Source organism: Flavobacterium sp. T50_26 (assembly GCF_057652995.1).
On record NZ_JBYFCC010000003.1, the window covers coordinates 23,272 to 49,510 of the forward strand.

At 31.6% G+C, this 26,239-nt stretch carries 22 protein-coding genes; 3 read left to right on the forward strand and 19 right to left on the reverse strand.

Annotation, left to right across the window (positions count from 1 at the left end; translation table 11 throughout):
- Nucleotides 1–52: 52 nt before the first annotated feature.
- From AC23MC_RS02330 to AC23MC_RS02380, 11 genes are all read right to left on the reverse strand, one after another.
- Nucleotides 53–2,347, reverse strand: coding sequence for a T9SS type A sorting domain-containing protein (locus AC23MC_RS02330; RefSeq protein WP_487566821.1), 2,295 nt, complete (start codon nucleotides 2,345–2,347; stop codon nucleotides 53–55).
- Between the two features lie 165 nt (nucleotides 2,348–2,512).
- Nucleotides 2,513–4,975, reverse strand: coding sequence for a GEVED domain-containing protein (locus tag AC23MC_RS02335; RefSeq protein ID WP_487566822.1), 2,463 nt, complete (start codon nucleotides 4,973–4,975; stop codon nucleotides 2,513–2,515).
- A gap of 97 nt (nucleotides 4,976–5,072) precedes the next feature.
- Nucleotides 5,073–5,885, reverse strand: coding sequence for an enoyl-ACP reductase FabI (locus tag AC23MC_RS02340; protein ID WP_487566823.1), 813 nt, complete (start codon nucleotides 5,883–5,885; stop codon nucleotides 5,073–5,075).
- A 48-nt stretch (nucleotides 5,886–5,933) separates the two neighbouring features.
- Entirely contained in the window at nucleotides 5,934–7,586 is a 1,653-nt protein-coding gene (recN, locus tag AC23MC_RS02345) for a DNA repair protein RecN (protein WP_487566824.1), read from the reverse strand.
- Between the two features lie 89 nt (nucleotides 7,587–7,675).
- A complete protein-coding gene (porD, locus tag AC23MC_RS02350; RefSeq protein ID WP_487566825.1) occupies nucleotides 7,676–8,560 on the reverse strand; it encodes a type IX secretion system protein PorD in 885 nt (294 codons plus the stop codon).
- Nucleotides 8,553–9,764: a bifunctional phosphopantothenoylcysteine decarboxylase/phosphopantothenate--cysteine ligase CoaBC gene (coaBC, locus tag AC23MC_RS02355; RefSeq protein ID WP_487566826.1), complete on the reverse strand. Its 1,212-nt coding sequence runs from the start codon at nucleotides 9,762–9,764 to the stop codon at nucleotides 8,553–8,555. The genes porD and coaBC overlap by 8 nt, the downstream gene beginning before the upstream one ends.
- A gap of 7 nt (nucleotides 9,765–9,771) precedes the next feature.
- On the reverse strand, nucleotides 9,772–10,089 hold the full coding sequence (locus AC23MC_RS02360; protein WP_112085507.1) for a DNA-directed RNA polymerase subunit omega: 318 nt from the start codon (nucleotides 10,087–10,089) through the stop codon (nucleotides 9,772–9,774).
- Nucleotides 10,090–10,097: 8 nt separating this feature from the next.
- Nucleotides 10,098–10,904 carry an outer membrane protein assembly factor BamD gene (locus AC23MC_RS02365; RefSeq protein WP_487566827.1) on the reverse strand — a complete coding sequence of 269 codons (807 nt, stop codon included), beginning with the start codon at nucleotides 10,902–10,904 and terminating at the stop codon, nucleotides 10,098–10,100.
- Nucleotides 10,905–11,075: 171 nt separating this feature from the next.
- Complete coding sequence (locus tag AC23MC_RS02370) at nucleotides 11,076–11,585, reverse strand: ferritin (protein WP_487566828.1); 510 nt, start codon at nucleotides 11,583–11,585, stop codon at nucleotides 11,076–11,078.
- Nucleotides 11,586–11,620: 35 nt separating this feature from the next.
- The gene (gene dapA / locus AC23MC_RS02375; RefSeq protein ID WP_487566829.1) at nucleotides 11,621–12,502 is read right to left on the reverse strand and encodes a 4-hydroxy-tetrahydrodipicolinate synthase; all 882 of its coding nucleotides are present in this window, start codon (nucleotides 12,500–12,502) and stop codon (nucleotides 11,621–11,623) included.
- 2 nt (nucleotides 12,503–12,504) lie between these two features.
- Nucleotides 12,505–13,023 (reverse strand): DUF6913 domain-containing protein, encoded by a 519-nt coding sequence (locus AC23MC_RS02380; protein ID WP_487566830.1) that lies wholly within the window; start codon nucleotides 13,021–13,023, stop codon nucleotides 12,505–12,507.
- 48 nt (nucleotides 13,024–13,071) lie between these two features.
- Here AC23MC_RS02380 and AC23MC_RS02385 point away from each other — a divergent pair, with 48 nt between their 5' ends.
- Entirely contained in the window at nucleotides 13,072–13,857 is a 786-nt protein-coding gene (locus AC23MC_RS02385) for a 5'-nucleotidase C-terminal domain-containing protein (RefSeq protein ID WP_487566831.1), read from the forward strand.
- A 4-nt stretch (nucleotides 13,858–13,861) separates the two neighbouring features.
- Entirely contained in the window at nucleotides 13,862–14,776 is a 915-nt protein-coding gene (locus tag AC23MC_RS02390; RefSeq protein WP_487566832.1) for a bifunctional metallophosphatase/5'-nucleotidase, read from the forward strand.
- Here AC23MC_RS02390 and AC23MC_RS02395 read toward each other — a convergent pair.
- From AC23MC_RS02395 to AC23MC_RS02430, 8 genes are all read right to left on the reverse strand, one after another.
- Nucleotides 14,722–15,438, reverse strand: a complete 717-nt coding sequence (locus AC23MC_RS02395) for a hypothetical protein (protein WP_487566833.1) — start codon at nucleotides 15,436–15,438, stop codon at nucleotides 14,722–14,724. The genes AC23MC_RS02390 and AC23MC_RS02395 overlap by 55 nt on opposite strands.
- 18 nt (nucleotides 15,439–15,456) lie before the next feature.
- Entirely contained in the window at nucleotides 15,457–16,023 is a 567-nt protein-coding gene (locus AC23MC_RS02400; RefSeq protein WP_487566834.1) for a hypothetical protein, read from the reverse strand.
- A 140-nt stretch (nucleotides 16,024–16,163) separates the two neighbouring features.
- Nucleotides 16,164–16,826: a lysoplasmalogenase family protein gene (locus AC23MC_RS02405; RefSeq protein WP_487566835.1), complete on the reverse strand. Its 663-nt coding sequence runs from the start codon at nucleotides 16,824–16,826 to the stop codon at nucleotides 16,164–16,166.
- 122 nt (nucleotides 16,827–16,948) lie between these two features.
- On the reverse strand, nucleotides 16,949–17,959 hold the full coding sequence (locus AC23MC_RS02410; RefSeq protein ID WP_487566836.1) for a peptidylprolyl isomerase: 1,011 nt from the start codon (nucleotides 17,957–17,959) through the stop codon (nucleotides 16,949–16,951).
- 9 nt (nucleotides 17,960–17,968) lie between these two features.
- Nucleotides 17,969–19,099 (reverse strand): peptidylprolyl isomerase, encoded by a 1,131-nt coding sequence (locus tag AC23MC_RS02415; protein WP_487566837.1) that lies wholly within the window; start codon nucleotides 19,097–19,099, stop codon nucleotides 17,969–17,971.
- 17 nt (nucleotides 19,100–19,116) lie between these two features.
- Nucleotides 19,117–19,707 (reverse strand): gliding motility-associated peptidyl-prolyl isomerase GldI, encoded by a 591-nt coding sequence (gene gldI, locus AC23MC_RS02420; protein WP_487566838.1) that lies wholly within the window; start codon nucleotides 19,705–19,707, stop codon nucleotides 19,117–19,119.
- Nucleotides 19,707–20,720, reverse strand: a complete 1,014-nt coding sequence (locus AC23MC_RS02425; protein WP_487566839.1) for a DHH family phosphoesterase — start codon at nucleotides 20,718–20,720, stop codon at nucleotides 19,707–19,709. Before AC23MC_RS02425 ends, gldI begins: the two co-directional genes overlap by 1 nt.
- A 50-nt stretch (nucleotides 20,721–20,770) precedes the next feature.
- The gene (locus AC23MC_RS02430) at nucleotides 20,771–22,018 is read right to left on the reverse strand and encodes a voltage-gated chloride channel family protein (RefSeq protein ID WP_487566840.1); all 1,248 of its coding nucleotides are present in this window, start codon (nucleotides 22,016–22,018) and stop codon (nucleotides 20,771–20,773) included.
- 145 nt (nucleotides 22,019–22,163) lie between these two features.
- On the opposite strand from AC23MC_RS02430, the gene AC23MC_RS02435 reads away from it, so the two are divergent.
- The gene (locus tag AC23MC_RS02435; RefSeq protein WP_487566841.1) at nucleotides 22,164–26,216 is read left to right on the forward strand and encodes a PAS domain S-box protein; all 4,053 of its coding nucleotides are present in this window, start codon (nucleotides 22,164–22,166) and stop codon (nucleotides 26,214–26,216) included.
- The last annotated feature ends 23 nt before the right edge of the window (nucleotides 26,217–26,239 follow it).

The following is a 26,239-nucleotide window of genomic DNA, read 5'->3' on the forward strand; positions in this document are numbered from 1 at the left end:
AAAACAAAAGCCATGCGAAGTGCATGGCTTTTGAAAATTCTGCAAATCTAATTTATTGCTTCACAATTTTGATTGTTTTTTCAAGATTATCTTCGGTTGTTACTTTAATTAAGTAAGTTCCAGCAGATAATGTAGACAAATCAACTTCGCTTTGATTAGCATTAATATTTTTAGTAATCATTTCTTGCCCTAAAAGGTTAATTACAGATATACTAGAAATACTAGAAATATAAGACAAGTTTAAAACATCTTTTACTGGGTTTGGATAAAAAGCAAAACTTGCATCATCAAAACTTGGAGCACTTAACGATTCATCATAAGCTGAAACTTCAAATGTTCCTTGTGAACCATTGTAACCCCAAACTCGAACAAGGATAGTTTCGCCCGGAGTAAGATCTGATAAAGTAAGTCTTGAATTAAGTACGCCTATTTGCACATCATCATTACAACTAATTAACGTTAAATCATTACAAGCTCCTGAAAAAGCTTCCATTGCTGTATCTGTTAGACCATCATTTAATTGCGTTTCTACAATAACTGAGCCTGTATCTGGCACAACAACAGAAAACCACACGTCTTTTCCTGTGGTTGCAAAATTAAGTGCTCCACAATCCGGAACTGGATTTGAGGAATTATTTGTGGCTGCAGCAGTTGTAGAAGCAACAACATTATCTTCAAAAACGGAACCTACTTCTAATGAGGTAGCATCTACACATTCGTTATTACTTGGTGGGTTAGGAAGTGTTGTAAAGGATAAAGTTACCCATTCACTTTCACATTCTGATCTAATATGAAAGTAGTAAGTAGTTTCTCCATCTAACGAATCGGCCTCATAAGTTGTTTCAGAAATTAAAGTTCCTTCTGTTGGAGTGGTAGCAGAATTGTTTAAAACATATTCGTAATTATCCGAAACGCCGTTCCATGTTAAAACTGCACTATTAGAAGTTACATTATTAGCTGCCACACTTGTTGGAGCAGGACAAGCAGGAGCTACTTCAATAGAAATATCATCTAGTGAAATATACCAAGGTGAAAAATTCATTTTTCCATAAATTCCAACGTAATACACACCATCTGTTTCAGGAGTAAAAAAACCTATAAACTGTTGATAATCTCCATTTATTAAACCTGTTTCAGAAACAATAGGCGTTACCATTGCAGCTGCATTATCATAAATTCCATAACTTACTTTAACAGAAGCATTTGCTGGAGTTGCACCATCTTGTCTTGCAAAAAACTCTAATTGATAGGCAGTTCCGCCCACTAATTGCAATGGAATAAATAACCAATCTTCGTTTCCATAACGCAAATTACTGTTCCAATTTCCTGTTCGTGGAGTTCTGTTATAATCTACTGCAGTGTTATTGGCTACCCAATTGCTATCATCCCCGGCAATAGATTCTTGAGAAAAACAACCAGATAGAGTAGTTGCGTTGGAATAACCCGTTTCAAAACCTTCAAAATAAGGAACTGAAAACGGAACACATGCAGAAAAGAACGTAACTGGACCTACCCAAGTACTAAAAACATCATCACCACAATTTGTTCTAACATAAAGTTCATATGCAGTTGATGGTAATATTTGATTATAAGTTGTAGATAAACCTTCTACAGAAATTCCTGAACCAGTTGGCTCACCTGTTCCGGCTTCTTGAACAACAAATTCAAAATCTGTTAACGTTTCAGAAGGATCTGCCCACTGAATTTGAACTGATTCTGTTGTAATATTTGAAACTGATAAATTTGTTGGATTTAAGCAAGCAGGAGCAATTCCTTCTAGTTTTAAAGTTGGGATAAATGCCTGTAGAGTTCCTTCAACTGGTGCAGCAGGATCCGGATTTATAGAGTCACTTCTATAAAATATACTTCTGTTTCCTGAAACACTTGAGTTATAAAAATCATCATCTGAAACATTATATCCATCCCTGTTTTCATCAACAGCGATAACTAAATTATCTGTTCCGTTGTATGGAAATGGTGTATCAAAAGTTAACGTAACCCATCCTGGTCCAGATACTACAATTCCTCCGGCGTAAACCTGAGTTAATCCGGCTAGAGTTACCCAATCTGTTGTTGATGTAAAAACGGTTTTAGATGTGTGTCCAAGATAAATTTTGATATCTTGATTGTTTGATAAATCAGAAATTCCGCTGTAATACCACTGAAGAGCTGTGATATTTCCGTTTGCATTGATTTCTGATGCTAAATAAATACTTTGCGAGTACGAATACCCGAAATAAGGATCAAATGGAGTTCCTTGCGTCTCGTTGGTTCCTACACCGATTGAAATCTGAGCATTAATGCAAAAGGATAGCAATAATGTCAATAATAATGTAATTTTTTTCATTCTTTGTTACTATTTTTTAATAATAACAAACTTAATTAGAAAAAAACAGAAGCACTCACAATAAATCGATTTTAAGAATATTAACACAAAAATGTTATGAATACGAATAAAAAAAAGACTATTATTCAATTGAATAATAGTCTTTTTAGAAAATTAATAGTTTTGTTAATTTTTCACAATCTTGATTGTTTTTTCAAGATTATCTTCTGTTTTAACCTTAACTAAATAGGTTCCAGCAGATAACGTTGATAAATCAAGTTGACTTTCGTTTGCGTTAATCGATTTGAAGATTAATTGTTGCCCTAACAAATTAACAATACTTACAGTAGAAATTGACGATTCATTAGAAATAGTCAATATATCTTTTACTGGGTTTGGATAAAATTTAAAATTGTTATTGTCAAATGTTGCAGTACTCAAAGATTCACCACAAATAATTGTACGAATACGATCAACTTCTTCTAATTCACAATTATCATTTAAGTGAATATAAAATCTTACAGTACCCGTTACATCCGAAGTCCAAATTAAAGGCGTAGTTCCGTAAGCAATTGGTGTAGTTCCATCTTCTGATCCAATAGTAATAAAATCTGTAGCAATAGAACTATTGAATGAATATGTTTGACCTGCTTCAACTAAAATATTTGAATATTCACCTGCATAAGCATTGTTAACAACTATGTTTTCTGTAGTTCCATCACAAGTTTCTGGACCATAAGATGCATCTGGGAACAAAGTACCATTTAAACAATATCCTGGAGCCTCAACTGTTGTGAAGGACCAAATGGCACAACCCATAGCTTCTCCTCCTGAATTCATAGGTACAATCATCCAATAAAAAGTTGTATCATATCCTGATAAATCTATATCCACGGTTGTATCTGTAAAAACACCAACTGAAGTAGTAACTGTATCCGGAGTTAAGCCATAAAACATTTCATGTGAAGTTGCTGCTCCTCCTGTTGAAGCTGGTTCCCATGAAAAAGGAACTGTTCCAACCGGTACATCTACAGCACCATCTGCTGGGAAAATAACTGTTGCACAATCAGGTGCAATACTTAAAGTTGTAAATACGAAAGGTCCAGACCACAAACTAAATCCATCTCCCTCACAATTAGCTCTTACATAAAATTCATACGCTGTATCCGGCATTAAACTATCTAATTCTAAAGGACTTACTGCATCTGGATTAGATGGTTCACCTGTTGGAGCACCGCCACCAGCTTCGGTAACGTGAACATCCCAAGATGTTTCAGCACAACCGGTAGTCCAAACTAAAATAGCTGATGATGAAGTTAGACTAGTTACAGCTAAATTACTTGGCTGTGGACAAGCTACAGCTGATGTTACAGTAACATCATAATCTTCAGTTTCTCCATAACCATATAATGTACAAGGATCTATAGTGTTTCCTGCTGAAGCAAAAACATCTCTTACTCTCATTCTATGAGTTCCAAGTGGAGGATTACATGCAAGTGTAATAGTAAAAGTAGCAGTTCCTTCGCCAGCAATAGCTGCTGTAGTAAAACCAACTCTTTCAGAAGCTTCAAATGCACCATTATCATTATAATCTATCCAAACAGCAATATTTTGGTTTCCAAATGTACCTACTGTTACTTCAACATCATAAGAATTTCCAGCCTGTAATTCTGCTGTATAATTAGGTTGACCTGTGTAGTATGTATAAGAAGCTCCTCCTGGGGTAGAACCAGAATTATTTGACAATGAAGTTCCTTGAATAACAATATTAGAAATCAAGTCGCCATCTGCTGTACCATTTGTATAAGCAGGAGTACAATAACAATCTACGCCAGGATTAATACCTACCATAACAGGAGTACTTGTTCCGCTCAAAGTTGAAGGTCCACAAGTAACAACACACTGGTAGTAAGATGCTGCATTTTGAGTTGCAGTATATGTTGCATTAGTTGCTCCATCAATATCTGAATAATCAACTCCGTTGGTTGATACTTGCCATTGGAAAGTAATTCCTGCGGCAGCAACGTTGTTTTCTAAACTTAAATTGAATGGAATACTACCACAAACAGATGTTACTGATGAAACAGTATCGCCGGGTGCAGGAGTACCTGTACAATCAGAAGATGCAGTTACTACTAACGAATAATCTTCAACTTGTCCATAAGCTGTACCAAGACAAGGGTTAGTATAATCTACTTCTGCAAAAATCTTTTTCACTCTCATTCTTGTTGTTCCTGCAATAGCTGTGGCAGGAATTGAAAGTGATTGAGTAGCTTGTACAGCATCTAAACCAGTTGAAGTAAAGATTGTTTGTACTATTTGGTAAGACTCATCTGGATCGGCAAAATCACCATCTTGATTCCAATCTACAAAAACCATAAATCGATTAGTGTAAGGTCCTGCAGTATTTCCTTTTAAAGTTACAGTATAAGAATTACCCGCTGTTACAGCTCCTAAAACCGACGTAAAATCTTCATGAGCAGTTGCTCCGGCAACCACATTACTTGAAGCATTATTAATACCCGCAAAATTAACTAAAGTGATTGGCTCAACAGCAGTTGTAAAAGCAATTGGCCCGCAATAGGGAGCCGGAAATTGTGCAAAGGCAAAAGTTCCCATCATTAAAAATAATAATGTAATTTTTTTCATATTTTGTTTGATTTAATATTAGGACTATAAAATTATAAAAAAAACACCTATAAAAAAATTATAAGTGTTGTTTAATAAGTTAAAATGTAAAAAATTACTATTCTTTTGTGAAATATTCCATTACATCCTGACTAACGCCCATATTTGAGAAGCCTCCATCATTGTATAAATTTTGTAAAGTAACTCGTTTTGTTAAATCTGAAAACATAGCTACAGTATAGTTTGCACAATCTAATGCAGTTGCATTGCCTAGCGGAGACATTTTGTCGGCATATGTTATAAATCCATCAAAACCTTTAACTCCCTGACCAGCTGTGGTTGGCGTTGGCGATTGTGAAATGGTATTTACACGCACTTTTTTATCTTTACCAAAGAAATAACCAAAACTTCTGGCGATTGATTCTAGATAGGCTTTGTTGTCTGCCATATCGTTATAATCAGGAAATACACGTTGAGCTGCCATATAAGTTAAAGCTACTACACTTCCCCACTCATTCATAGCATCTTTTTGATATAAAACCTGCATTACTTTATGAAAAGAAACAGCCGAAACATCCCAGCCTTTGTGAGTGAAATCGTAATTTTGATTTGTATAATGGTTTCCTTTTCTTACATTAACAGACATTCCAATTGAATGAAGAACAAAATCTAATTTTCCACCAAGAATTTCTGTTGCTTTAGTTACTAAATTCTCTAAATCTTCTAAAGAAGTTGCATCAGCCGGAATAATTTGCGAACCGGTTTTTTCTGCCAGTTGATTGATTGTTCCCATTCTCATTGCAATTGGAGCGTTTGTTAGTACAAAAGTTCCGCCTTCTTCGTGAACTCGTTCTGCTGTTTTCCAAGCAATAGAATTTTCGTCTAAAGCTCCAAAAATTATTCCTCTTTTTCCTTTTAATAAATTATACATAGTGGTCTTCTTTTAGTTTGTATTGATGTTTCAAATATAATTAAAATTTTAGTTCAATAATGCTTTTGCATGATTTAAAGCTGAATCTGATACAGTTGAGCCGGATAGCATTTGTGCTATTTCCACTACCCTATCTTCTCTGCTTAATAATTTTATTTCGGAACTGGTTTGTGCTCCTGTATCAGTTTTATAAACTTTATAATGCGATTTTCCTTTGGCTGCAATTTGTGGTAAATGAGTTATCGCGAAAATTTGCATTTTTAAACTCATTCCTTTCATAATATCGCCCATTTTATTAGCTATTTCTCCTGAAACACCCGTATCAATTTCATCAAAAATAAGCGTTGGTAAACTGGAATAATTCGCCAAAATAGCTTTAACAGCCAACATAATTCGAGACATTTCTCCTCCAGAAGCCACTTTTTTCAGTAAACCAAAATCGGAACCTTTGTTGGTAGAAATTAGAAACTGAATAGTATCTTTTCCATTAGAATAAAATGATTCTGAAAGATTAACTTCAATTTTAAATCGGACATTTGGCATTCCGAGCTGATTCAAAATATCAATCAACATTTCGCTTAATTTTGGAATACTTTCTTCTCTATTGGTATGAATTTTTAAGGCAAAATTATTCAATTCTGCTTCATTTTTTTCAAGTTGCAATTGAATTTCATTAATTTCATTTTCTAACGAAGTTACAGAAATTACTTTGCCTTCTAATTCATTTTGAATTTGCAATAATTCCGTAATTGAATTAACTTGATGTTTTTTCTGTAAATTATAAATCGTTTGCAGTTTTTGATTGACTAAAATTAATTGTTCCGGATCATTAACGACGGATTCTGACAATACATTCAATTCGTTTACAACATCTTTTAATTCGATTGAAAGGCTTTCCACACGTTCAAAAAGTTGAGCATAATCAGTAGAAAAGGAACTTATTCTTTGAATGGTACTTTTAAATTCTTTCAAATTAACCAACAATCCAAACTGTTCACCGTCTGCCAATGCTAAACTTTTCTCAAGTTGTTCTTTGATTAATTCAACATTACTTAATTTTTCAAGTTGCAATTCTAGTTCTTCTTGTTCATCTTCAACCAATTTAGCTTCAGCCAATTCATTATATAGAAAAGAATTATAGTCTTGTTCTTTCAAAGCATTGGCATAAAGCTGCTTTTTTTCGTCTAATTGAACTTTTAGTTTTTTGTGAATTTTTAAAATTTTAGAATAATCGTCAAGAAGTGATTGATTGAAAGAAATAGCATCAATAATTTGAAACTGATACAACTCTTCTGTTAATTCTCTTGTTTGATGTTGCGAATGAATATCTAACAAAAATTCGCCTAATTCTACTAACTCATTCAAGTTAACCGGACTATCATTGATAAAAGCTCTTGATTTTCCGGATGGTAAAATTTCTCTACGAATAATGGTTTGGTCTTCGTAATCCAAATCATTTGCTTCAAAAAAATCTTTTAAATTATAATTTGAAATAGAAAAATGTCCTTCAATTACACATTTTTCTTCTTTGTTCTTTAGCGAAGATAAATCTGCTCTTTTTCCTAAAACTAAGCCTAATGCTCCTAAGAGTATTGATTTACCAGCTCCAGTTTCACCGGTTATAATAGAAAAACCATCTGAAAAATCAATAGATAATTTTTCGATTAAGGCGTAATTCTTTATAGATAATGAAGTTAGCATTTGCCGTTTATAAACTAAAATACAATGGCAATGTACTTAATTTATTGCAACTTTTTGAAAGGAATTTTAAGATTATATCGACAAAGTTATTAAAACTTCATCTTAGACCAATTTGACGCATTCAAGGGTGAAACGCGGTTCAAATTATCAACTAAATCTGTAATTTGAATTGATGGTCCGCCTGAAAAGACAGATAAAATTTCATCTGATTTTGTATCAAAAAATACTCGCGTTAGATATGAATTAGGTCGAACAGAATGAATTTTTGATAATGTTAAGATAGCATTTTTTACGCCTTCTTTTCCTGTTGGTAAATCATCAGCCATTAAATCTAAGCCTTGCGAGTGATATTCATAAAAACCTAATCGAATTGGGTCGAAAGTACTGGACAACATATCGTTTACTAAGAAAAATCTGTTTTGTAAACCATCTGACTGCGACCACCCTTTTCCGCCGGACTGTGAAACGCTTACAATGTTTTGAGCAATTTCTAAATATTCATTTCCGCCTTGAGGTTCAAAAGAATCGGCATCCATTGCCAAAATCATGTAGGCATAAAAGGACACTACGGAAACTAAATTGGAATCAAAACTATTTGGATTGAAAAATAAATTTTCAAATTCTATGTATCTAAAAGTAAAGTCTTTATCGTTTACATTTAGTATTGGAGTACTATACATTGAGTTAAAAACTGGTCTTGAAGCTTGAACTTGAATGGTAGCTGTAAAAACATTATTATCAAATTCTGAGACATTAATAAACATAGAACAATCGATTCGTTCATTGCTTTTAAATTCACGAGTGCTCCATTTGTTTTTATTTACGAACTCGTTTAATGACGTTTCAAGTGTTTTAAAGATTTGTTGATTGGTAGATGTAATTCGTTCAGAATTAACTTTTACACTGCAATTTAATTCTTGTGCTTGCGTGAAACTCAACGCAAATAGAAAAACAAAAACGACTAATTTATGCATAATTTTGTTGTATTATTTTATTCAAAATATCTTTTGCAACTTCTTCTTTTGATTTGAGTGGCATGGGTTCAATTTGAAATGATTTGTCAATAAATGTTACCTTATTCGTTTCCTTTCCAAAACCGGCTCCTTTATCATTCAACGAATTTAAAACTATCAAATCTAAGTTTTTTTTCTGAATTTTCAATTTAGCATGTTCAATTTCATTTTCTGTTTCTAAAGCAAAACCAACTAAAAACTGGTGTTTCTTTATTGCTCCCAACGATGCTAAAATATCTTTTGTTTTTTCCAATTCGATTGAAAAATTGTTTTCAGATTTTTTAATTTTCTGATTAGCAACTACTTTTGGTTTATAATCTGCTACTGCGGCGGCGGCTATCGCTATATCAACAGAATCAAAATACAAATGACATTGCTCATACATTTCTTCTGCAGATTGCACTCTAATTACATTAATTACAGAATTAGTTACATTCAAATGCGTTGGCCCCGAGATTAAAATAACCTCTGCACCAAGTTGAACAGCTTGATTTGCGATATCAAAACCCATTTTCCCGGAAGAATGATTTCCTATAAAACGCACAGGATCTATTGCTTCGTATGTGGGACCGGCAGTAATTAATATTTTTTTTCCTTTTAGGGGTAATTTTTGTAAAATATCATTTTCTAAAAAGGAGATAATATTCTCAGGTTCAGCCATTCTGCCTTCGCCTGAAAGTCCGCTGGCTAATTCTCCTGATTCGGCGGGAATCATGATATTTCCAAACAATTGAAGTTTATGAAAATTATCAATTGAAGTAGGATGTTTATACATATCTAAATCCATAGCCGGAGCAAAATAGACAGGACATTTTGCAGATAAATACGTTGCCATGAGCAAGTTATCGCAATTGCCATTCGCCATTTTAGCTAGTGTATTTGCGGTTGCGGGAGCAATAATCATCAAATCTGCCCAAAGACCTAATTCAACATGATTATTCCACAACGCATTTTCATCTTCTTCGTTATAAAACTCGGAAAAAACGGGATTTTTAGAAAGCGTAGATAATGTTAAAGGTGTAACAAAATCTTTAGAAGCAGGTGTCATGACAACTTGCACTTGAGCACCTGCTTTTATAAAAAGTCTAACCAATGAAGCAGTTTTATAGGCAGCAATTCCACCGGTAACGCCCAGTAGTATTTTTTTCCCTTTTAAAACTGACATGTGGTTCTTATTTTGTAGTATCTCTGTGGTAAATTTTTCCTTCTAACCACTCTTGTACTGCTAAAGCATGTGGTTTAGGTAATTTCTCGTAGAATTTTGAAACTTCAATTTGTTCTTTGTTTTCAAAAATCTCTTCTAAACTATCGTTATAAGTAGCAAACTCTTCCAATTTTTCAATTAATTCTTTTTTAATTTCAGAATTAATTTGATTTGCTCTTTTAGCGATGATAGTTATCGCTTCGTACACGTTACCAGTGGTTTGCTCAATAGCTCTCTTATCATAAGTAATCGTGTTAACAGGAGCATTCGTCTTTTTTAAATCCATGACTATATTTATTTTGAATATTGTTGTAAAAGTTTATTAACGTCTTCTTTAATATTATCTGCTTTTTCTTTGTATTTGGACTCAGGAAACTGCTTCAAAAATTTATCATAATTATCTAATGTTTCTTCTAATCGCATTTTTACTTTAGAATCCACACTATTAATGGCATATTTATAGCTTGCTTCAATTTTATAATAAAAAGCATCTTCTCTGTATGGAGTTCCAGGATAATCAGCAATAAAATTATCTAAAGCAACGATTGGAGCTCTAAAATCTCGTATTGCTTCTGCGATTGTGTGATATTGTTTTGCTATTTCAAATGCTTTGAACTCTAATTTTTCACGCAAATCTTTCACGATTTTGTTTGCTTCCGGAAGATATTGTGAATCAGGGTATGCATCAATAAATCCTTGCATTTTTTCAATTGATTTGTCTGTGTCAATTTGATCTAAAGAATATCTAGGAGATAATTTAGAATAACATAATGCCCCTAAAAAAGCAGCTTCTTCCACTTTTTCACTTTTAGGATAACCCGAGGCAAAACTTTCAAATTGATAACCGGCTGTATAAAACTGTTCTGTTTTGTATAAACTTTGTGCATACATATAAAACATTTTTTCTGCCTGAGGTTTTCCTCTATAGGAAGGAGCAATTTGTTCGAACAAACGAATGGCTTTTTGATATTTTCCGGCATTATATTTTTCTTCAGCTGCAGCATATTTAACTCCAATATCTTCACTTTTCAATGCTTTTTGATATGGACTGCATGAACTTATTAGTATAGCAACAAGAAAAACAAAATATAATTTATTCATTAGGCGAATTTTATATGCAAATTTTCGAGAAATTTTATCACGAAAACCGGACTGCAAATTTAGTTAATAATTGCAGACTACAAAACATTTTTTTTATAGTCTTAAAACTGTGTAAAAAAACAAAAAGATGCGTTATAAATCGCATCTTTTATATTTAGATTAACATAGTTATTATTTTGCCGGAGCCATTGGGCTGACAAAGTTTTTCATTTCATTATCAAAAAGATACAATCCACCTTTGTCATCGCCAATTAAATTGATTTTATCTAAGATATAACGAGCTGTTGCTTCTTCTTCAATTTGCTCTGCCACATACCATTGCAAGAAATTGTGTGTTGCAAAATCTCTTTCGTCAAGCGTTATTCCAACCAAATTATTTATACTTTCTGAAACTTTAATTTCATGCTCTAACAATTGTTTAAAAAGAGCTTTGTAATGCGATAAATCTAAATTTGGCTCTAGGGTTGCTCCTACTTTGGCTTCTCCACCACGTTGGTTTACATATTTTATTAATTTTAGCATGTGCATTCTTTCTTCATCGGATTGATTGTACATAAAGGTAGAAATACCTTCAAAACCTTGCACTTCTGCCCATGATGCCATGGCTAAATATACTTGAGAAGAATCACCTTCCATTTTAATCTGACTATTTAATGCTGCTAATACATTTGCTGATAACATAATTTTCTAATTTTTTGTAATTTATTAATCAACCGCTAATTTACAATTTTTTTGACAGTTTGACGAATTCTGTTTGCTAAGTCTTCGTTAACATTAACCAAAGGAAGTCTTAACGTGTTTTCACACAATCCTAAAACATGAAAAATTTCTTTAATTCCGGCAGGGTTTCCTTGTTCAAAAATCATATCAATTGCATCGGCTACTTGATAATGAATTTGATAGGCTTCATCCACTTTTTTATCTAATCCCAAACGAACCATTGATGAAAATTGTTTTGGAAAACCTTCGCCAATTACAGAAATAACTCCTGCTCCTCCGGCTAAAACCATTGGTAAGGTAACCATATCATCTCCCGAAATTACTAAAAAGCCGTCTGGTTTGTGTTGAATTAATTTCATAGCCTGCACAATGTCACCGGCTGCTTCTTTAATTGCTACAATGTTTTTGAATTCATTAGCTAATCGTAAAACAGTTGTAGGTAGCATATTACTGGCTGTTCTGCCTGGAACATTATATAAAATTATCGGAATTGGTGAAGCCTCAGCAATAGCTTTAAAATGTTGGTAAATACCTTCTTGAGTAGGTTTGTTATAATAGGGTGAAACGGAAAGAACGGCTGTAAAATCTGATAAATCTCTGGTTTTTAGTTCTTCCACAACTTGCTGCGTGTTGTTTCCTCCAACACCTAAAACAAGTGGTAATTTTTTATTATTTGCTTTAATAACTGTGCTTATTACCAATTCTTTTTCTTCTGATGTTAATGTAGCGGTTTCTGCAGTTGTTCCCAAAACCACTAAATAATCAATTCCGTTATCAATTTGATAATGAACAATTTTGGTTAAAGCTTCTGTATCAACAGATAAATCTTTTCTGAACGGAGTGATTAGGGCAACTCCTGTTCCAATAAGTGATTGCATAATTATAGTTTGTTAAGTATTCTTAGGTATTTGAATAATTCATCTACAAAAACAGTGTAATTTTCAACCTCTGTATCAATCATAAAATGATTAAGACGTTTATCAGAAGAAGCAAATCCTACTTTAAAATCTGCCAATGATTTATGTGTTACAATTTGCAAAGCAGTTTTCTTTTGATCGTAATAACTTATTAATAAATCAAATTGCTTCGATTTGAATTCTTTGGCTTCTTTGTTCTCAATGGTTCCTAACCAAGTTACATCTTTTTTGCTGTAATGCGGATAACTTATATTTTCTTTCTTTTTATATTTTGTTTTATAAGCCAAAACTGAAATGTTTTCAGGTTTGATTCCATTCAATATTAAAAGCTGAATTAAAGCCTCTTTTTTATCAAAAACTGTTTCATCAACCAAAACACCAACGGTCTGAATTGGCTTGTTTGAAACAGGAGAATTTACATTAAGTGAACTTTTTTTTAATACTCTTTTAGCAGAAAAAGTTCTAAAATATTTTAAAAACATTGTAGCTTTGCTTGGATTACAAAATTATAGAAATAAAGTCGTTTTTTGATGCTAAAACTAAAAAACTATACCGTTACAAGTAAACATTTTGTGTTATTTATAACATTTTCGTTGTTTTTTTTCGGATGTAAATCCAATTATGAAATTGTAAAAATTGAAGGAAAACAAATTGGTGTATCAGACACAACTTCTAAAAACGTTGAAATTGAAAACTTTATCAAACCATATCGCGATCACATCAATAAAGACTTAGACAGTGTGTTGGCTTTTTGCCCGGAAACGTTGGATAAAAGCAAGGGAGAATGGCAAACCAATATTGGTAATTTTATGGCTGATGTTTGTTTGAGCGAAAGCAATAAAATTTTCAATAAAAGATATGGAAAAACAGTTAATATTTGTTTGTTGAATCATGGCGGAATTCGCTCCATCATCCCGAAAGGGAATGTAACAACTCGCACAGCTTTTGAAGTGATGCCATTTGAAAATAATATGGTTGTTGCTGCATTAAAAGGAAGTCAAATTATTGAAATGGTTGAGTATTTGATTGCCGAAAAAAAACCACATCCGTTAAGCGGAATACAAATTACGTTAGATAAAAATAAAACTTTTAGATCGGTTTCCGTAAATGGAAAAGAATTGGAATTGGATAAGATTTATTACGTAGCTACATCCGACTATTTGGTAAATGGTGGTGATAACATGAATTTCTTTTTAAAACACACCCAGCTTTTTGATTTAGATTATAAGATAAGAAATATTTTAATTGATTATTTTAAAGCAGTTGATGTTATAGAAGCTTCAGCAATACCAAGAATTATTGTTGACCAAAACTAATCCTATGAAAAGAAGAGATTTTATAAAAAATACGGTTGCCGGCACAACATTAGTTGGTTTGGGAGGTTTACCACTAACAGGTTACAGTCAACCCAAGACAAAACAATTAACTATTTTGCACACAAACGATGTGCACAGTCATATTGATCCATTTCCGGCAGATCACCCCAAAAACCCGAATATGGGCGGAGTTGTAAAAAGAGCCGTTCTTATTGAAAAAATTAAACAAGAAAATCCGAATGTTTTGTTGTTGGATGCCGGCGATAGTTTTCAAGGCACACCATATTATAATTATTATGGCGGCGAATTGGAATTCAAATTAATGTCGAAAATGGGTTACGAAGCCACAACAATTGGCAACCATGAATTTGACAATGGAATTGAAGGTTTGGCTGCTCATATGCCACATGCAAAGTTTGATATTTTATCAGCCAACTATGATTTTAAAAACACGGAGATGCATCCTTTTGTAAAACCATACAAAGTCTTTCACAAAAACGGAATCAAAGTAGGTGTTTTTGGATTAGGAGTTGAATTGGCCGGTTTGGTTGATAAAAAAATGTATAAAGAAACTGTTTATAACAATCCGGTAGAAATTTCTACTGATATTGTAAAAAAATTAAAGCATGATGAAAAATGCGACCTAATTATTTGTCTCTCACATTTAGGTTATGCCTACAAAAATGATCCTGAGAAAATTAGTGATACAAAATTAGCTACTTTAACACGCGACATCGATTTGATTATAGGAGGTCATACACATACTTTTTTAGACAAGCCAACGATTCTGAAAAATCTTGACAACAAAGATGTTTTGGTAAATCAGGTAGGATGTTATGGTATTAATTTAGGTCGAATAGATTTTTATTTTGAAACCGATTCTTCGGTAATTTCGCAAGGTAAATCGATTATTGTTTGATGCTCAGAAAGCAATAAATACCGCATAAAAAGATAATGTCCTCCAAAAAAGCAAATGGTTCTGATTGGTTTAAAAACTTGAACCGATAAGTAATACCGTTCAATCATAAAAACAAAAATCAACAAAGTAAATAACAGAGTGCTTATAAGTAGCCAAATGTTTTTCATATTATCTTCTTCTAAAACAAAATTTGAAACAGCCAAACCTCCTAAAAATGATATAATAAAAGCATTTAGAATGGAAGGTACATAATTTATTCCTAATGAAGAATAGGTTAGAAATATCAGGTAAAATAAAATTGATAAAAACGGTAAGAAACCTAAAGCAACAGGTATAAAATTAACTTTTTTTGTGTTTTTAATTACAATTCTGGTGGTTAATATCTCAAAAATCAAAAAGAAAAGTGTTGCTGATAAAATACCGGCATTTGATTTCATGAATAAAAATAAAATAGATAGCAACGAAAATAAAAGTGAAGATAAATAGAGTTTGTTTTTTTTGAAAGAACTAAAATAATATATTAAGAAGATAAGCAAAACCCCAGTAATTCTGGCAGGAAGAATGATGCTTTCATTATCAAAATAAACCCCAAAAGCCAAAACACTTACAACTAAAAAAAATAAGCCTGTTAAGGGTAAAATTAATATGTTATCTGTTTTCAAAAAAAATTACTTTATTGTTTATTTATTTATTTGTTTTTCAGCCATTAAAATATAAAGATAAAAAAAATAATGAGCCGACATCAAAACTAAAACACGAATTGGTTGAAAAATAGGAATGAATATGTAATACTTCTGAATTATAAACAAAAAAACAATAATTGTGTACAAAAAAGTACTGATTAACAACCAAGTATGTTTAAAACCTTCTTCCATTAAGTAATTTGATAAAGACAAACCACCTAGAATTGAAATTAAGATTACGTTTATAACCGCTGCAAAAAAACTTTGCCCAAGTGAATTTTGTGTAAGTACAATAAAATAAAGCAATGGAAAAAGAAAAAATACACTTCCGATTCCTACTGTAAAAAAGGAGAGTTTTGCAGATGCTTTGATTACCAAAATAATTGTAATAATTCTATAAACTAAAAAAGCAATTAAGCCATAATTTAATAAATCTGCCTCAGTAGAAATAAATAAAATATTAGAAATAGACGCACATAAAAGAGCAACTAAATATGATTTGTTTCTTTTTTTAGAAGTAGTAACATAAAGCACCATCAAAACAGGTATACTAATTGATTTCAAAACATACTCAATTGTTTTAAATTCAAAAAACGCAACAATTATCAATAGAAAAACTATCAATATAAAAACAGAAGATCCTATTTTAAAATACCTGTTAAGTAGATATTCCTTCATGAATTTTTTATTAAAGTGCAAAGAAACTAATTAGAATTTGATTTTTCTATTATCAAAATAAACTTATAAAAGGCGTAATAAGCAAATGCATTCAAACTCATGGCAATAGGTCTAAAAATTTGTAACTGTATATAAAATTTTTCAATAAATATGATAAAATGCAAGGTTACAAAAGACAAAACACAAATCAATAACCATGAACTTCTAGTACTATCATTCATGACATAATGAGACAAAGCTATGCCTCCTAATAGAGAAATTAAACTATTATGAACAATCATTATATAGTATACTTCTTTTGAAAGTAAATCAGTATCAAAAAAAATGTAGAAAAAAATAATTAAAAAAGGAACCGATCCAAGCACAACCGGAATAAAATCCTTTGTTCTCATTACTTTAAGAATATAGAAGATATTAATTAACCGATGAAACCCAAAAACAATCAAACCTATAAAAATTAATTTAAGATCGTTGGGAATAAAAAGTACATTGGTAATTAAAGACGTAATTATAGTAAGAAAAAATAGTATATCTCTTTTAGGAGAACTATACCAATACAAAACCATCAAAACTACAGATATCAATGGTTTGAAGATATATATCAGTGGCAAGAGTCTAAAATATTCTGCAATTACTTCGATTAAAGCAACAATAAGCAAAACACCTGTTAAAACCTTTACTTTATTCATGCAGATAATTAATTATCAAATTCCGAATAAAGTTAATGAAATTTTAACTAATTACGAATATTTTAAAATTTATTAAGCAAAAAAGCCAAAGTTTTTATTAAACTTTGGCTTTTTTGTTTTTTTTATTTTATATTAACCAATTCTGTTGTAAAAATCAAGGTGGCTTTAGCAGGAATCACTGGAGGTCTTCCCTCTTCTCCATAGGCTAACCAATACGGTATGATTAATTTAGCTTTTGCTCCTACATTTAAAAGAGCAATACCTTCTTCCCAACCAGGAATAACCATTCGGTTACCCAGTTTGAAGTCGATGGGTTGGCTTCGATCATAAGAGCTGTCAAATTTCTTTCCATCAGATAGTTCACCAATGTAATGCACAGAAACATTATTTCCGGCAGTAGCTTTTGGCCCAGTTCCTTCGCTCTCCATAACATATGCTAATCCGGAAGGAAGAATCGTTGCTTTTGGGAAAGTCTTTTTTACATACTCATTAAATTTTACTTTTTCCAATTTCAAATCTTCTTCTCTTTTCTTTTTCAATGCTTCTTCAGCAGCTAGTCTGCCTGCAAAAACTTTTGGAGCATCAAATTTCTTGGCTGCATCACCTACTCTAATAATGGTTACTTTATCCATCACATCATTTTGAGCAATGGCATTCACCACGTCTTGACCTTCAACCACACTACCAAAAACTGTGTGTTTTCCATCTAAATGCGGTGTTGGAAGGTGCGTGATAAAAAATTGAGAGCCGTTTGTTCCTTTTCCGGCGTTTGCCATCGAGAGAATTCCTGGTCTGTCGTGTTTTAAATCTGTAATTTCATCAGCAAATTTATAACCAGGTCCACTTGTTCCTGTTCCGGTTGGGTCACCACCTTGAATCATAAAATTAGCAATAACACGGTGAAACTTTAAGCCATCAAAATAAGGTTTCCCTTTAAGATTTTCGGTTACTTCAGTATTTTTTCCTTCTGCTAGTGATACAAAATTTGCAACTGTTATTGGCGTTTTTTCAAATTCTAATTTAAGAAGTATTTTACCTTTTAAGGTTTGAATTTCAGCATAAAGTCCATTTTCCTTTTGAGCAAATGTGCTCAAGGAAAAGGTTAGTAATAAAATTGAAACTAATTTTTTCATAACTTATAATTATTGATTTGGTAAATTTTCTAAAAGTTGTAATTCAAAAATTAAATTGGTGTTTGGAGGAATAACTCCGCCTGCACCTGCTTCTCCATAACCTAAATGAGAAGGAATAAATAAGAAAGCTTTGTCGCCAAAATTCATTTTTTCTAAACCTTCTAAAAACCCTGGTATTAAACCTGTTTTATTACCATATTGAAAAGGAAAAGGAACATAAGCTTTAGCATCTGCCTTTTGTTGATTGAATTTTCCAAACGCTTTTGAAACATCTTCGTGGCTGGAATCAAATAATTCTCCACTCTCAAAATAACCTGAATAATGAACATAAACCGTTGATCCTGCAGCAGGTTTTTTTCCAGTACCTTTTTCGTAAATAGAATACTGCAATCCATTTGATGTTTTTTGAGCTACTTTTTTCTGTTCTTCAAAAAAGAGCAATTTAGCATCAATTACATCTTTAAATTGAGCTAAAAACTCTGCTTTTTGAGCCGCTGCTTTTTCTTCTGCTACTTTTCTGTTTTCAGCTTCTACTTTTAATCTGTCATTGAAAACTTTTACAGCATCAAATTTTTTGGCTGCTTCACCGTTTCGTACAATTTTGATTGATTCAATTACATCTGAAGCCACAATTGCATTTACAACTTCTTGACCTTCTTTCACTTTTCCAAAAACAGTATGTCTGCCATCTAAAAATTTGGTTTCCACATGTGTGATAAAAAATTGTGACCCGTTTGTTCCAGGACCGGCATTTGCCATCGATAAAATTCCGGGACCATCATGTGATAATTCAGTAATTTCATCCATAAAATTATAACCAGGTCCACCACTACCATTTCCGGCAGGATCGCCACCTTGAATCATAAAATTTGCTTCCACTCTGTGAAACGTTAAACCATCATAAAATGGTTTTCCTTTTTTAGCTTTATCAGTTACATGCTCGTTAGTTCCTTCTGCAAGCGACACAAAATTGGCTACCGTTATTGGTGTTTTTTCGTATTCTAGTTGTGTTACAATTTCACCTTTTGGGGTTTTAATAACTGCAAAAATTCCATCACCCAAATGATCATAATCATTTCCACAGGATACTAAAAGTAATGAAGTGGTTATACTTAAAAACAGAAATCTTAATTTTTTCATTTTCTTATTTTACTTGTTTATTGATTGTTTAAATTATTTTCTTTTTTACTCTTTTTTAAATCACTTTCTTTTGCAAAATCGTTTAAAGTTACGGTACACATTATTGGAACATTTGGCCCAATTCTGTTTTTATCACCCAAATAACCATAAGCAATGTGCGATGGAAACAAAAACGTTACTTTTTCATTTTTACGCATTAATTTGATACCGTCTCTCAATCCAATCATAATCTCTTCTTTATCAACTAAATAATCTTGTGGACGAAGTTCAAGAGCGGTATAAATTACATTTCCTTTCAAATCATTAATATCATACTCAAAAAAAGCAACATCTCCCCTTTTTGGCCTGAGTGTATCGATCTCATTTTTAATTTCATACGTGTACCAATATCCCTTTTTAGAGGCTATATATTTTTTGCTTGGATTACTTTTTATAATGGAATCTATCAATTTTTCTTCACTGGCTATTAGCTTTTTATTGCGAACAACCGATTCCTTCATAAAACTCCCTGAAGACTGTTGAATTGGCTTTCTTGCTTTATGTTCTTGACATCCGATAGCGAATAACATGCCAAAAAAAAGTAATATGTTAAAAATTTTTAATTTCATTAGAATTTTAAATTGGGATGGTTTTTTACAACATTTTCAAATTTTTTGATTGTTTCCGACATTGATAACATCGATTTTCCTCCGGCAGCATTGTTGTGTCCACCACCGTTAAAATGCTCTCTTGACAATTGATTCACATCAAAATCGCCTAACGAACGCAATGATATTTTGATGATTCCTTCCTCTTTATTTTCAATAAAAATGGCTGTAAAGATAACATCTTTGATAGATAATCCGTAATTCACAATTCCTTCCGTATCCCCTTTTTTATAATGAAAACGGTCTAATTCTTCTTGCGTTAATGTAATGTAGGATGTTTTATGTTCTTTAATAATTTGCATGTTTTGAAGAGCTTTTCCTAATAGCTGTAAACTCTCATACGAAGTATTACTAAAAAGCAGATTGTGAATTTCTGTATTTTCTATTCCCAAATCAATCAAATTAGCAACAATTCTATGAGTTTTTCCAGTGGTTTTAGGAAATTTAAACGAACCGGAATCTGTGACAATACCAGTGTAAATACAGGTAGCAATTGTTTTATCAATTAAATTAACATCACTTACAGCTTCAATAAAATCATAAATCATTTCGCAAGTTGAACCATAGTTTGTGTCGGAAAATGTAACTTTGGCATACGAATCAGGTGCTTGATGATGATCAATCATTATAAAAGGAGCTTGAAGAGTTTTTAAAACATTCTCCATTTCTCCCGTTCGATGCAAGGCATTAAAATCTAATGTAAAAATTAATTCGGCTTGTTCAAGACTATTCTTTGTTGTGTTTCTATCTCTTTCATAAATCAAAACATCTGCAGAACCAGGTAACCAAGCTAGAAAATCCGGAAATTCATTTGGCGAAATAACAATTGGTTGATGATTCAATTTTTTTAAGAAATGATATAAAGCCAACGTAGAACCCATGGCATCTCCATCTGGATTTCGATGCGGAATAATAGCAATTTTTTTAGATCCGAGAAGCAGTTTTTTGGCTTCGATAATTTGATTTTCTTCCATAGGATGCGAAGTTACTTTTTTTCTGTTAATAACGAAAAAATAGCAGAAAATTATAAGTTTTCAAATGTAGATTTTTTGAATTTTTTATAAAGATTTCCTTTTACACCTCCAACAATCTGGGTTGCATAAATCCCGGTCATCCCAGAAAATAAATACGCGACAAAACAGGCGATTCCGATGAACAGTCCTCCTTCTACTCCAAATAATTCCATTCCCATCACTGAACAAGCAATCGGCGTATGAGTTGCTCCGGAAAAAACGGCTACAAACCCCATTCCTGCCAAAAGTGCTGTTGGTAACGGTACATAAAGTGAAAGAAAACTTCCTAACGTTGCTCCAATAAAAAACAGAGGAGTAACTTCTCCACCTTTAAAACCGCAACCTAATGTGAATCCGGTGAATAAAATTTTCAATAGAAAAACATACATTAATTGCTCTGTTTCAAACGAATTTACAATGGTAGGAATTCCTAATCCGATGAATTTGGTAGTTCCTATAAAAAAAACGGCAACTGCAATAATAATCCCACCCACAAAAGGACGAAGTGGCGGAAAAGTTATATATTTTGAAAATATTTTCCCCCACCAAAGTGTTGTTCTTGAAAATAACATAGCGGCAAATCCGAAAGGAATTCCAACCAAAAAGGCCCAAAATACTGCTTCTAATGTTATGCTTGGAACAAATGGAATACTGTAATGTGTGTGATGAATGGGTAAGAATTCAACAGTGAAATATGCAATATAAGCTACCAAAAAAGACGGAAAAATACTTTTGTAATTAATTTTGCTAAAATAAAGAACTTCAATGGCAAAAATTGCTCCGGCTAATGGTGTTCCGAAAACGGAAGCAAAACCGGCACTTATTCCGCAGATTAAAATGATTTTTCTGTCTTCAGAATCTAAAGTAAACCACTTAGTGAATTGATCAGAAATACTGGCACTCATTTGAATAGCTGTACCTTCACGTCCGGCAGAGCCACCAAAAAGATGTGTGATTAAAGTTCCTAAAAGCACCATTGGAGCCATTCGAAAAGGTATTATTTTTTGTGGTTTAGAATATTCTTCTAAAATTAAATTGTTACCTTTAACAACATCCTTACCATAAAAATAATAACCATAACCAATTATTAGTCCGCCAAAAGGCAAAAACCAAATAATTTCTTTATTTATTTCTCTGAAATTGGTTACAAATTCTAAACTAAATAAAAATAATGCAGAAGCCATTCCCGAGAGGATTCCAACAATCAAGGCTAAAGTTGTCCACTTAAATGTGTATTTTATTATTGAGTTTAAACGCATTTATTCTTTTATGCTTCAAAAATAATGATTAAAAAATAATTTGTGTTGATAAAGTAAATGATTAAAAAACTTAAATCACATTGAAAATTAAATAATATTGTTATTTTTATCCATTATTTAACCAGACTTATCCAAATACCACAAAATGCCCCTACTAATTAAATTATGGTTCTTACCATTTTTAAATTATACAACTTTACAAACCGATTTAGCAACAATAAGTTTTGCTTTTAAAGTTCCTTATTTTCAAAATCTTACCACACCTTCTTTAAGCAGAGATTGGCTTTTTGTCATTGTTTTTGTACTTTTTTTACTAACCATTTCCTTTTTGGTTTTTAAAAGAAATGCAGCTTATAACAAAACATTTGTTAAAGATTTTTCAGAAACAGAATTTTCTAAAATAGAATATCAAAAATATTTTTTATCTCTTTCAATCATAATTCCTTTTATCGAAATTGTGCTTTTTGTATTTGAATTGAGAAATAAACCTATGGTAATATCAAATTTAGTTTTTGGTGCTGTTTTCATGGGAATTTATTTTTTAAGTAAAAAAAGTAGTTTTTTGTTCAATTTATTACCCCAACTTTTTATTTTATTTTATCTAATTTACTTATCAATTGTATTAAATAATCTAGTTTACTACGATCCGATGGAATTAATAACATTTTCAGCCTTATTAATTTTAATCTTTTTTTCATACAACGTTTTTAAAAAAATTAAACACTATTGGATTTTTGTTAGTTCATTATTTGTCATTTTTCTAACCTTATTAATTACAGGTAAATTAGTGTTTGAAATTGGTGTAATTTGCATAATCAGTTTCTTGTTAATTGTAATTTTAAACTATGTTAGGCATAATTCAATCCTTAATACCAGAGACAAATTTTTGTTTGCCAATGAAATTGTAAACAAAGGAAATTCGCTTGTTATTGCCACAAAAAAGAATGGTGAATTAACATATTGTAGTGAAAACATCACAGAAATTTTAGGTTATGATGTTGATGAAGTTTTAGGAATGGGTTTCTGGAAATTAACGGAAGACCCTGAATTTGTTGGCGAAGAATATCACGAAGATTATCAACTCGATCGCGTTTACAAAAGAAAACTCAAATGCAAAGACGGCCAATACAAATTTATTCAATGGGTTGATAAAGAATTTGGTGAAGATTTATTTGTTGGAATTGGAATTGATGTAACAGAGCAAATTAACATCGAAAATAGATATAAAAATCTTGTAGAAACAGCTACAGATCTAATTTTTGAAACAGACTATGACGGAAAATTTACTTTTATCAATTCATTTTCCTGTGAATTATTAGAATATGATTTAAACGAATTGATGGAACTATATTTTGGCCAATTAATTCGAGAAGATTATCGTGAGCAACTCGTTTTGTATTATACAGAAGAACTAAAACAAACCGGAATTTCAAGACTTTTAGAATTTCCAATTTTGAAAAAAAGTGGTGAGGAAGTCTGGATTTCTCAAAAAGTAACTGTCAAAAGAAATGACGTAGGTGAAATCATAGGTTATTCGGGAATTGCAAGAGATATCACTTTAATAAGGAATTTAGAAATTGAAAGAAACCAGCGTCAAGACAAAATTAAAAAATACAATAATGCATTAACAAAGTTATCTACTACAAGTTTTGCAAATTTTGAAAGCATTACACCTATTTTAAAAGTAATTTTTGAAAATGTTTCTAAAGCTTCCGGAATTCAACGAATTAGTTTTTGGAATTATTTCTCAGAAAGAATTGAATGTCTAAATTTATTCGAACTCAAAGATCTTAAACATTCCAATCATTTAATTATTAAGAAGAAAGATTTTCCGATTTATTTTGAATCTATTGAAAAAGAGCAAATGATAATTGCTTCTGATGTAAAACGTCAAAAGGAAACTTCTGAGTTTATAGATAATTATTTTAAAGACAATAATGTAAAATCATTATTAGATTATCCGGTTTTTATTGATGGAAAATTATACGGTATCATTTGTTTTGAAGCCATTGATAATTTAAGATACTGGGACAATGAAGACATTAATTTTACCAGATCTGTCTCAGAAATTATTTCACTGGCAATTGAAACACTAAAAAGAAGATCTATTGAAGATAATCTTAAATATAAAAGTGATATTTTAACAGCTATTACCAAAATTTCTGAAAAAATTCTTTCAAACAAAGATATTCATGTCATTTTCAATGACATCCTAAAAACACTTGGTAAGGCAACTAAAGCAGACAGAGTTTATTTTTTTGAAGCGAACGAAGAAAAGAGGTTAATCTCTCAAAAGTATGAATGGGTAAACGAAAATATAGAGCCTCAAATTGACAATCCTGATTTGCAGAACGTTCCCTACGAAGTATTTCTGGACATTGTTATTCCTTTAAAATCAAATAAAATTTATAATAAATTAGTCAAAAACATTTTCGAAAGTGATCATAAAGAACTTTTAAAATCGCAAAACATTCTATCAGTTTTGATTTTTCCAATAATTGTTAAAAATAAATTAGTGGGTGCGTTAGGTTTTGATGATTGCAAAACGGAAAGAATTTGGACAGAAGATGAAACAAACATCCTTCAAACATTGGTAAATAATATTTCTTCCTCTTTAGAAAGAAATGTCAATGAAAACATCATTAACGATAGCGAAGAACGTTTCAGACTTTTAGCTGATAATATTCCCGGAACAATCTATCTTTCAAAATACGATTCTAAATTCACAAAAATTTACCTGAACAACGAAATTGAAAAATTAACAGGATATCCAAAAGAAGATTTTTTATCTAACAAAGTTTATTATTCAGACATTCTTCATCCGGAAGACGCTCAAAGAGTAATCAATGATCAAAAATATGCCTTAGAAAACGGACAAAAAATTCATTTTATCTACAGAATTATTCATAAAAATGGCAACATAGTTTGGGTAGAAGAATTTGGCGATGTAATCATTAAAGACAATCAAATTGAATTTATTGAAGGTATTTTTATCGATATAACCGAAAGAAAATTGCAAGAAGCCGCCATTAAAGAAAAAGAAATGGCTGTTGCAGCTAACAAAGCTAAGTCGGAATTTTTGGCCAATATGAGTCATGAAATTAGAACTCCACTCAACGGAATTATTGGTTTTACCGATTTGTTGATGAATTCTAATTTAGAAAAAGCTCAATTAAAATATATGAAAACCGTTAATCAATCGGCAAAATCATTGATGGGCGTAATTAATGATATTTTAGATTTTTCTAAAATTGAATCCGGTAATTTAGAATTAACTATCGAAGAAACTAAAATAGCAGACATTGCTTCAGAAGTAATTGATACTATAAAATTTGATGCAATTCAGAAAAAATTAGACATCGATTTACATATTAACAACGACGTTCCAGTCACTGTTTGGATAGATCCAATCAGACTAAAACAAATCTTAATCAACTTGTTGGGCAATGCTGTTAAATTTACTTCCAAAGGAAAAGTAAAATTAAAAATTACTGTAGTTGATAAAATAGATACACATCAAACACGAATTCGATTTTCTGTAATTGATACAGGAATTGGAATTAGACGCGAAAATCAATCCAAAATTTTTGAAGCTTTTTCGCAAGAAGACAGTTCTACAACCAGACAATACGGCGGAACCGGTTTAGGTCTAAGTATCTCTAACAAATTGTTAGGATTAATGAACAGCAAATTAGAATTAGAAAGTATTCCTGAAAAAGGCAGTACATTCTATTTTGATATCGATTTGCAAACTTCCAGTAAAGAATCTATCGAATTTCCAAAAAACATTGTTGTGGATGGAGAATTTGTCTATGAAAATCAAATTGAAGCAACTGTTTTAATTGTGGAAGACAACAACATTAATTCATTATTAGCCAAAACATTACTAAAAAAGATTCTTCCAAACGCAAAGATAATTACTGTTTCAAATGGATTGGAAGCACTAGAACAAGTTCAGGAAACTTCAATTGATATAATTTTTATGGATATTCAAATGCCAGTCATGAATGGTTATGAAGCAACTGCAGAAATTAGAAAATTAGAAAGTGGTAAAATACTTCCAATCATAGCACTTACAGCCGGAACAGTAATTGGTGAAAAAGAAAAATGTCTAGAAATAGGAATGAATGATTACATCTCCAAACCAATCATAAAAGGAAGTTTAGAAGAAATTGTTTCAAAGTGGTTAAAAAAGTAAAATATTTTTATACTTTTATAATA

Excerpts from the sequence above, each read along its gene's own strand:
- gldI (WP_487566838.1), bottom strand. The coding sequence starts at position 19,707 with ATGAAATTAAAAATTTTTAACATATTACTTTTTTTTGGCATGTTATTC.
- AC23MC_RS02360 (WP_112085507.1), bottom strand. The coding sequence starts at position 10,089 with ATGGATTTAAAAAAGACGAATGCTCCTGTTAACACGATTACTTATGAT.
- dapA (WP_487566829.1), bottom strand. The coding sequence starts at position 12,502 with ATGCAATCACTTATTGGAACAGGAGTTGCCCTAATCACTCCGTTCAGA.
- AC23MC_RS02330 (WP_487566821.1), bottom strand. The coding sequence starts at position 2,347 with ATGAAAAAAATTACATTATTATTGACATTATTGCTATCCTTTTGCATT.
- AC23MC_RS02380 (WP_487566830.1), bottom strand. The coding sequence starts at position 13,023 with ATGTTTTTAAAATATTTTAGAACTTTTTCTGCTAAAAGAGTATTAAAA.
- AC23MC_RS02390 (WP_487566832.1), top strand. The coding sequence starts at position 13,862 with ATGAAAAGAAGAGATTTTATAAAAAATACGGTTGCCGGCACAACATTA.
- AC23MC_RS02405 (WP_487566835.1), bottom strand. The coding sequence starts at position 16,826 with ATGAATAAAGTAAAGGTTTTAACAGGTGTTTTGCTTATTGTTGCTTTA.
- AC23MC_RS02340 (WP_487566823.1), bottom strand. The coding sequence starts at position 5,885 with ATGTATAATTTATTAAAAGGAAAAAGAGGAATAATTTTTGGAGCTTTA.
- AC23MC_RS02430 (WP_487566840.1), bottom strand. The coding sequence starts at position 22,018 with ATGCGTTTAAACTCAATAATAAAATACACATTTAAGTGGACAACTTTA.
- porD (WP_487566825.1), bottom strand. The coding sequence starts at position 8,560 with ATGCATAAATTAGTCGTTTTTGTTTTTCTATTTGCGTTGAGTTTCACG.
- AC23MC_RS02370 (WP_487566828.1), bottom strand. The coding sequence starts at position 11,585 with ATGTTATCAGCAAATGTATTAGCAGCATTAAATAGTCAGATTAAAATG.
- recN (WP_487566824.1), bottom strand. The coding sequence starts at position 7,586 with ATGCTAACTTCATTATCTATAAAGAATTACGCCTTAATCGAAAAATTA.
- AC23MC_RS02335 (WP_487566822.1), bottom strand. The coding sequence starts at position 4,975 with ATGAAAAAAATTACATTATTATTTTTAATGATGGGAACTTTTGCCTTT.
- AC23MC_RS02410 (WP_487566836.1), bottom strand. The coding sequence starts at position 17,959 with ATGAAAAAATTAGTTTCAATTTTATTACTAACCTTTTCCTTGAGCACA.
- AC23MC_RS02385 (WP_487566831.1), top strand. The coding sequence starts at position 13,072 with ATGCTAAAACTAAAAAACTATACCGTTACAAGTAAACATTTTGTGTTA.
- AC23MC_RS02415 (WP_487566837.1), bottom strand. The coding sequence starts at position 19,099 with ATGAAAAAATTAAGATTTCTGTTTTTAAGTATAACCACTTCATTACTT.
- AC23MC_RS02365 (WP_487566827.1), bottom strand. The coding sequence starts at position 10,904 with ATGAATAAATTATATTTTGTTTTTCTTGTTGCTATACTAATAAGTTCA.
- coaBC (WP_487566826.1), bottom strand. The coding sequence starts at position 9,764 with ATGTCAGTTTTAAAAGGGAAAAAAATACTACTGGGCGTTACCGGTGGA.
- AC23MC_RS02425 (WP_487566839.1), bottom strand. The coding sequence starts at position 20,720 with ATGGAAGAAAATCAAATTATCGAAGCCAAAAAACTGCTTCTCGGATCT.
- AC23MC_RS02435 (WP_487566841.1), top strand. The coding sequence starts at position 22,164 with ATGCCCCTACTAATTAAATTATGGTTCTTACCATTTTTAAATTATACA.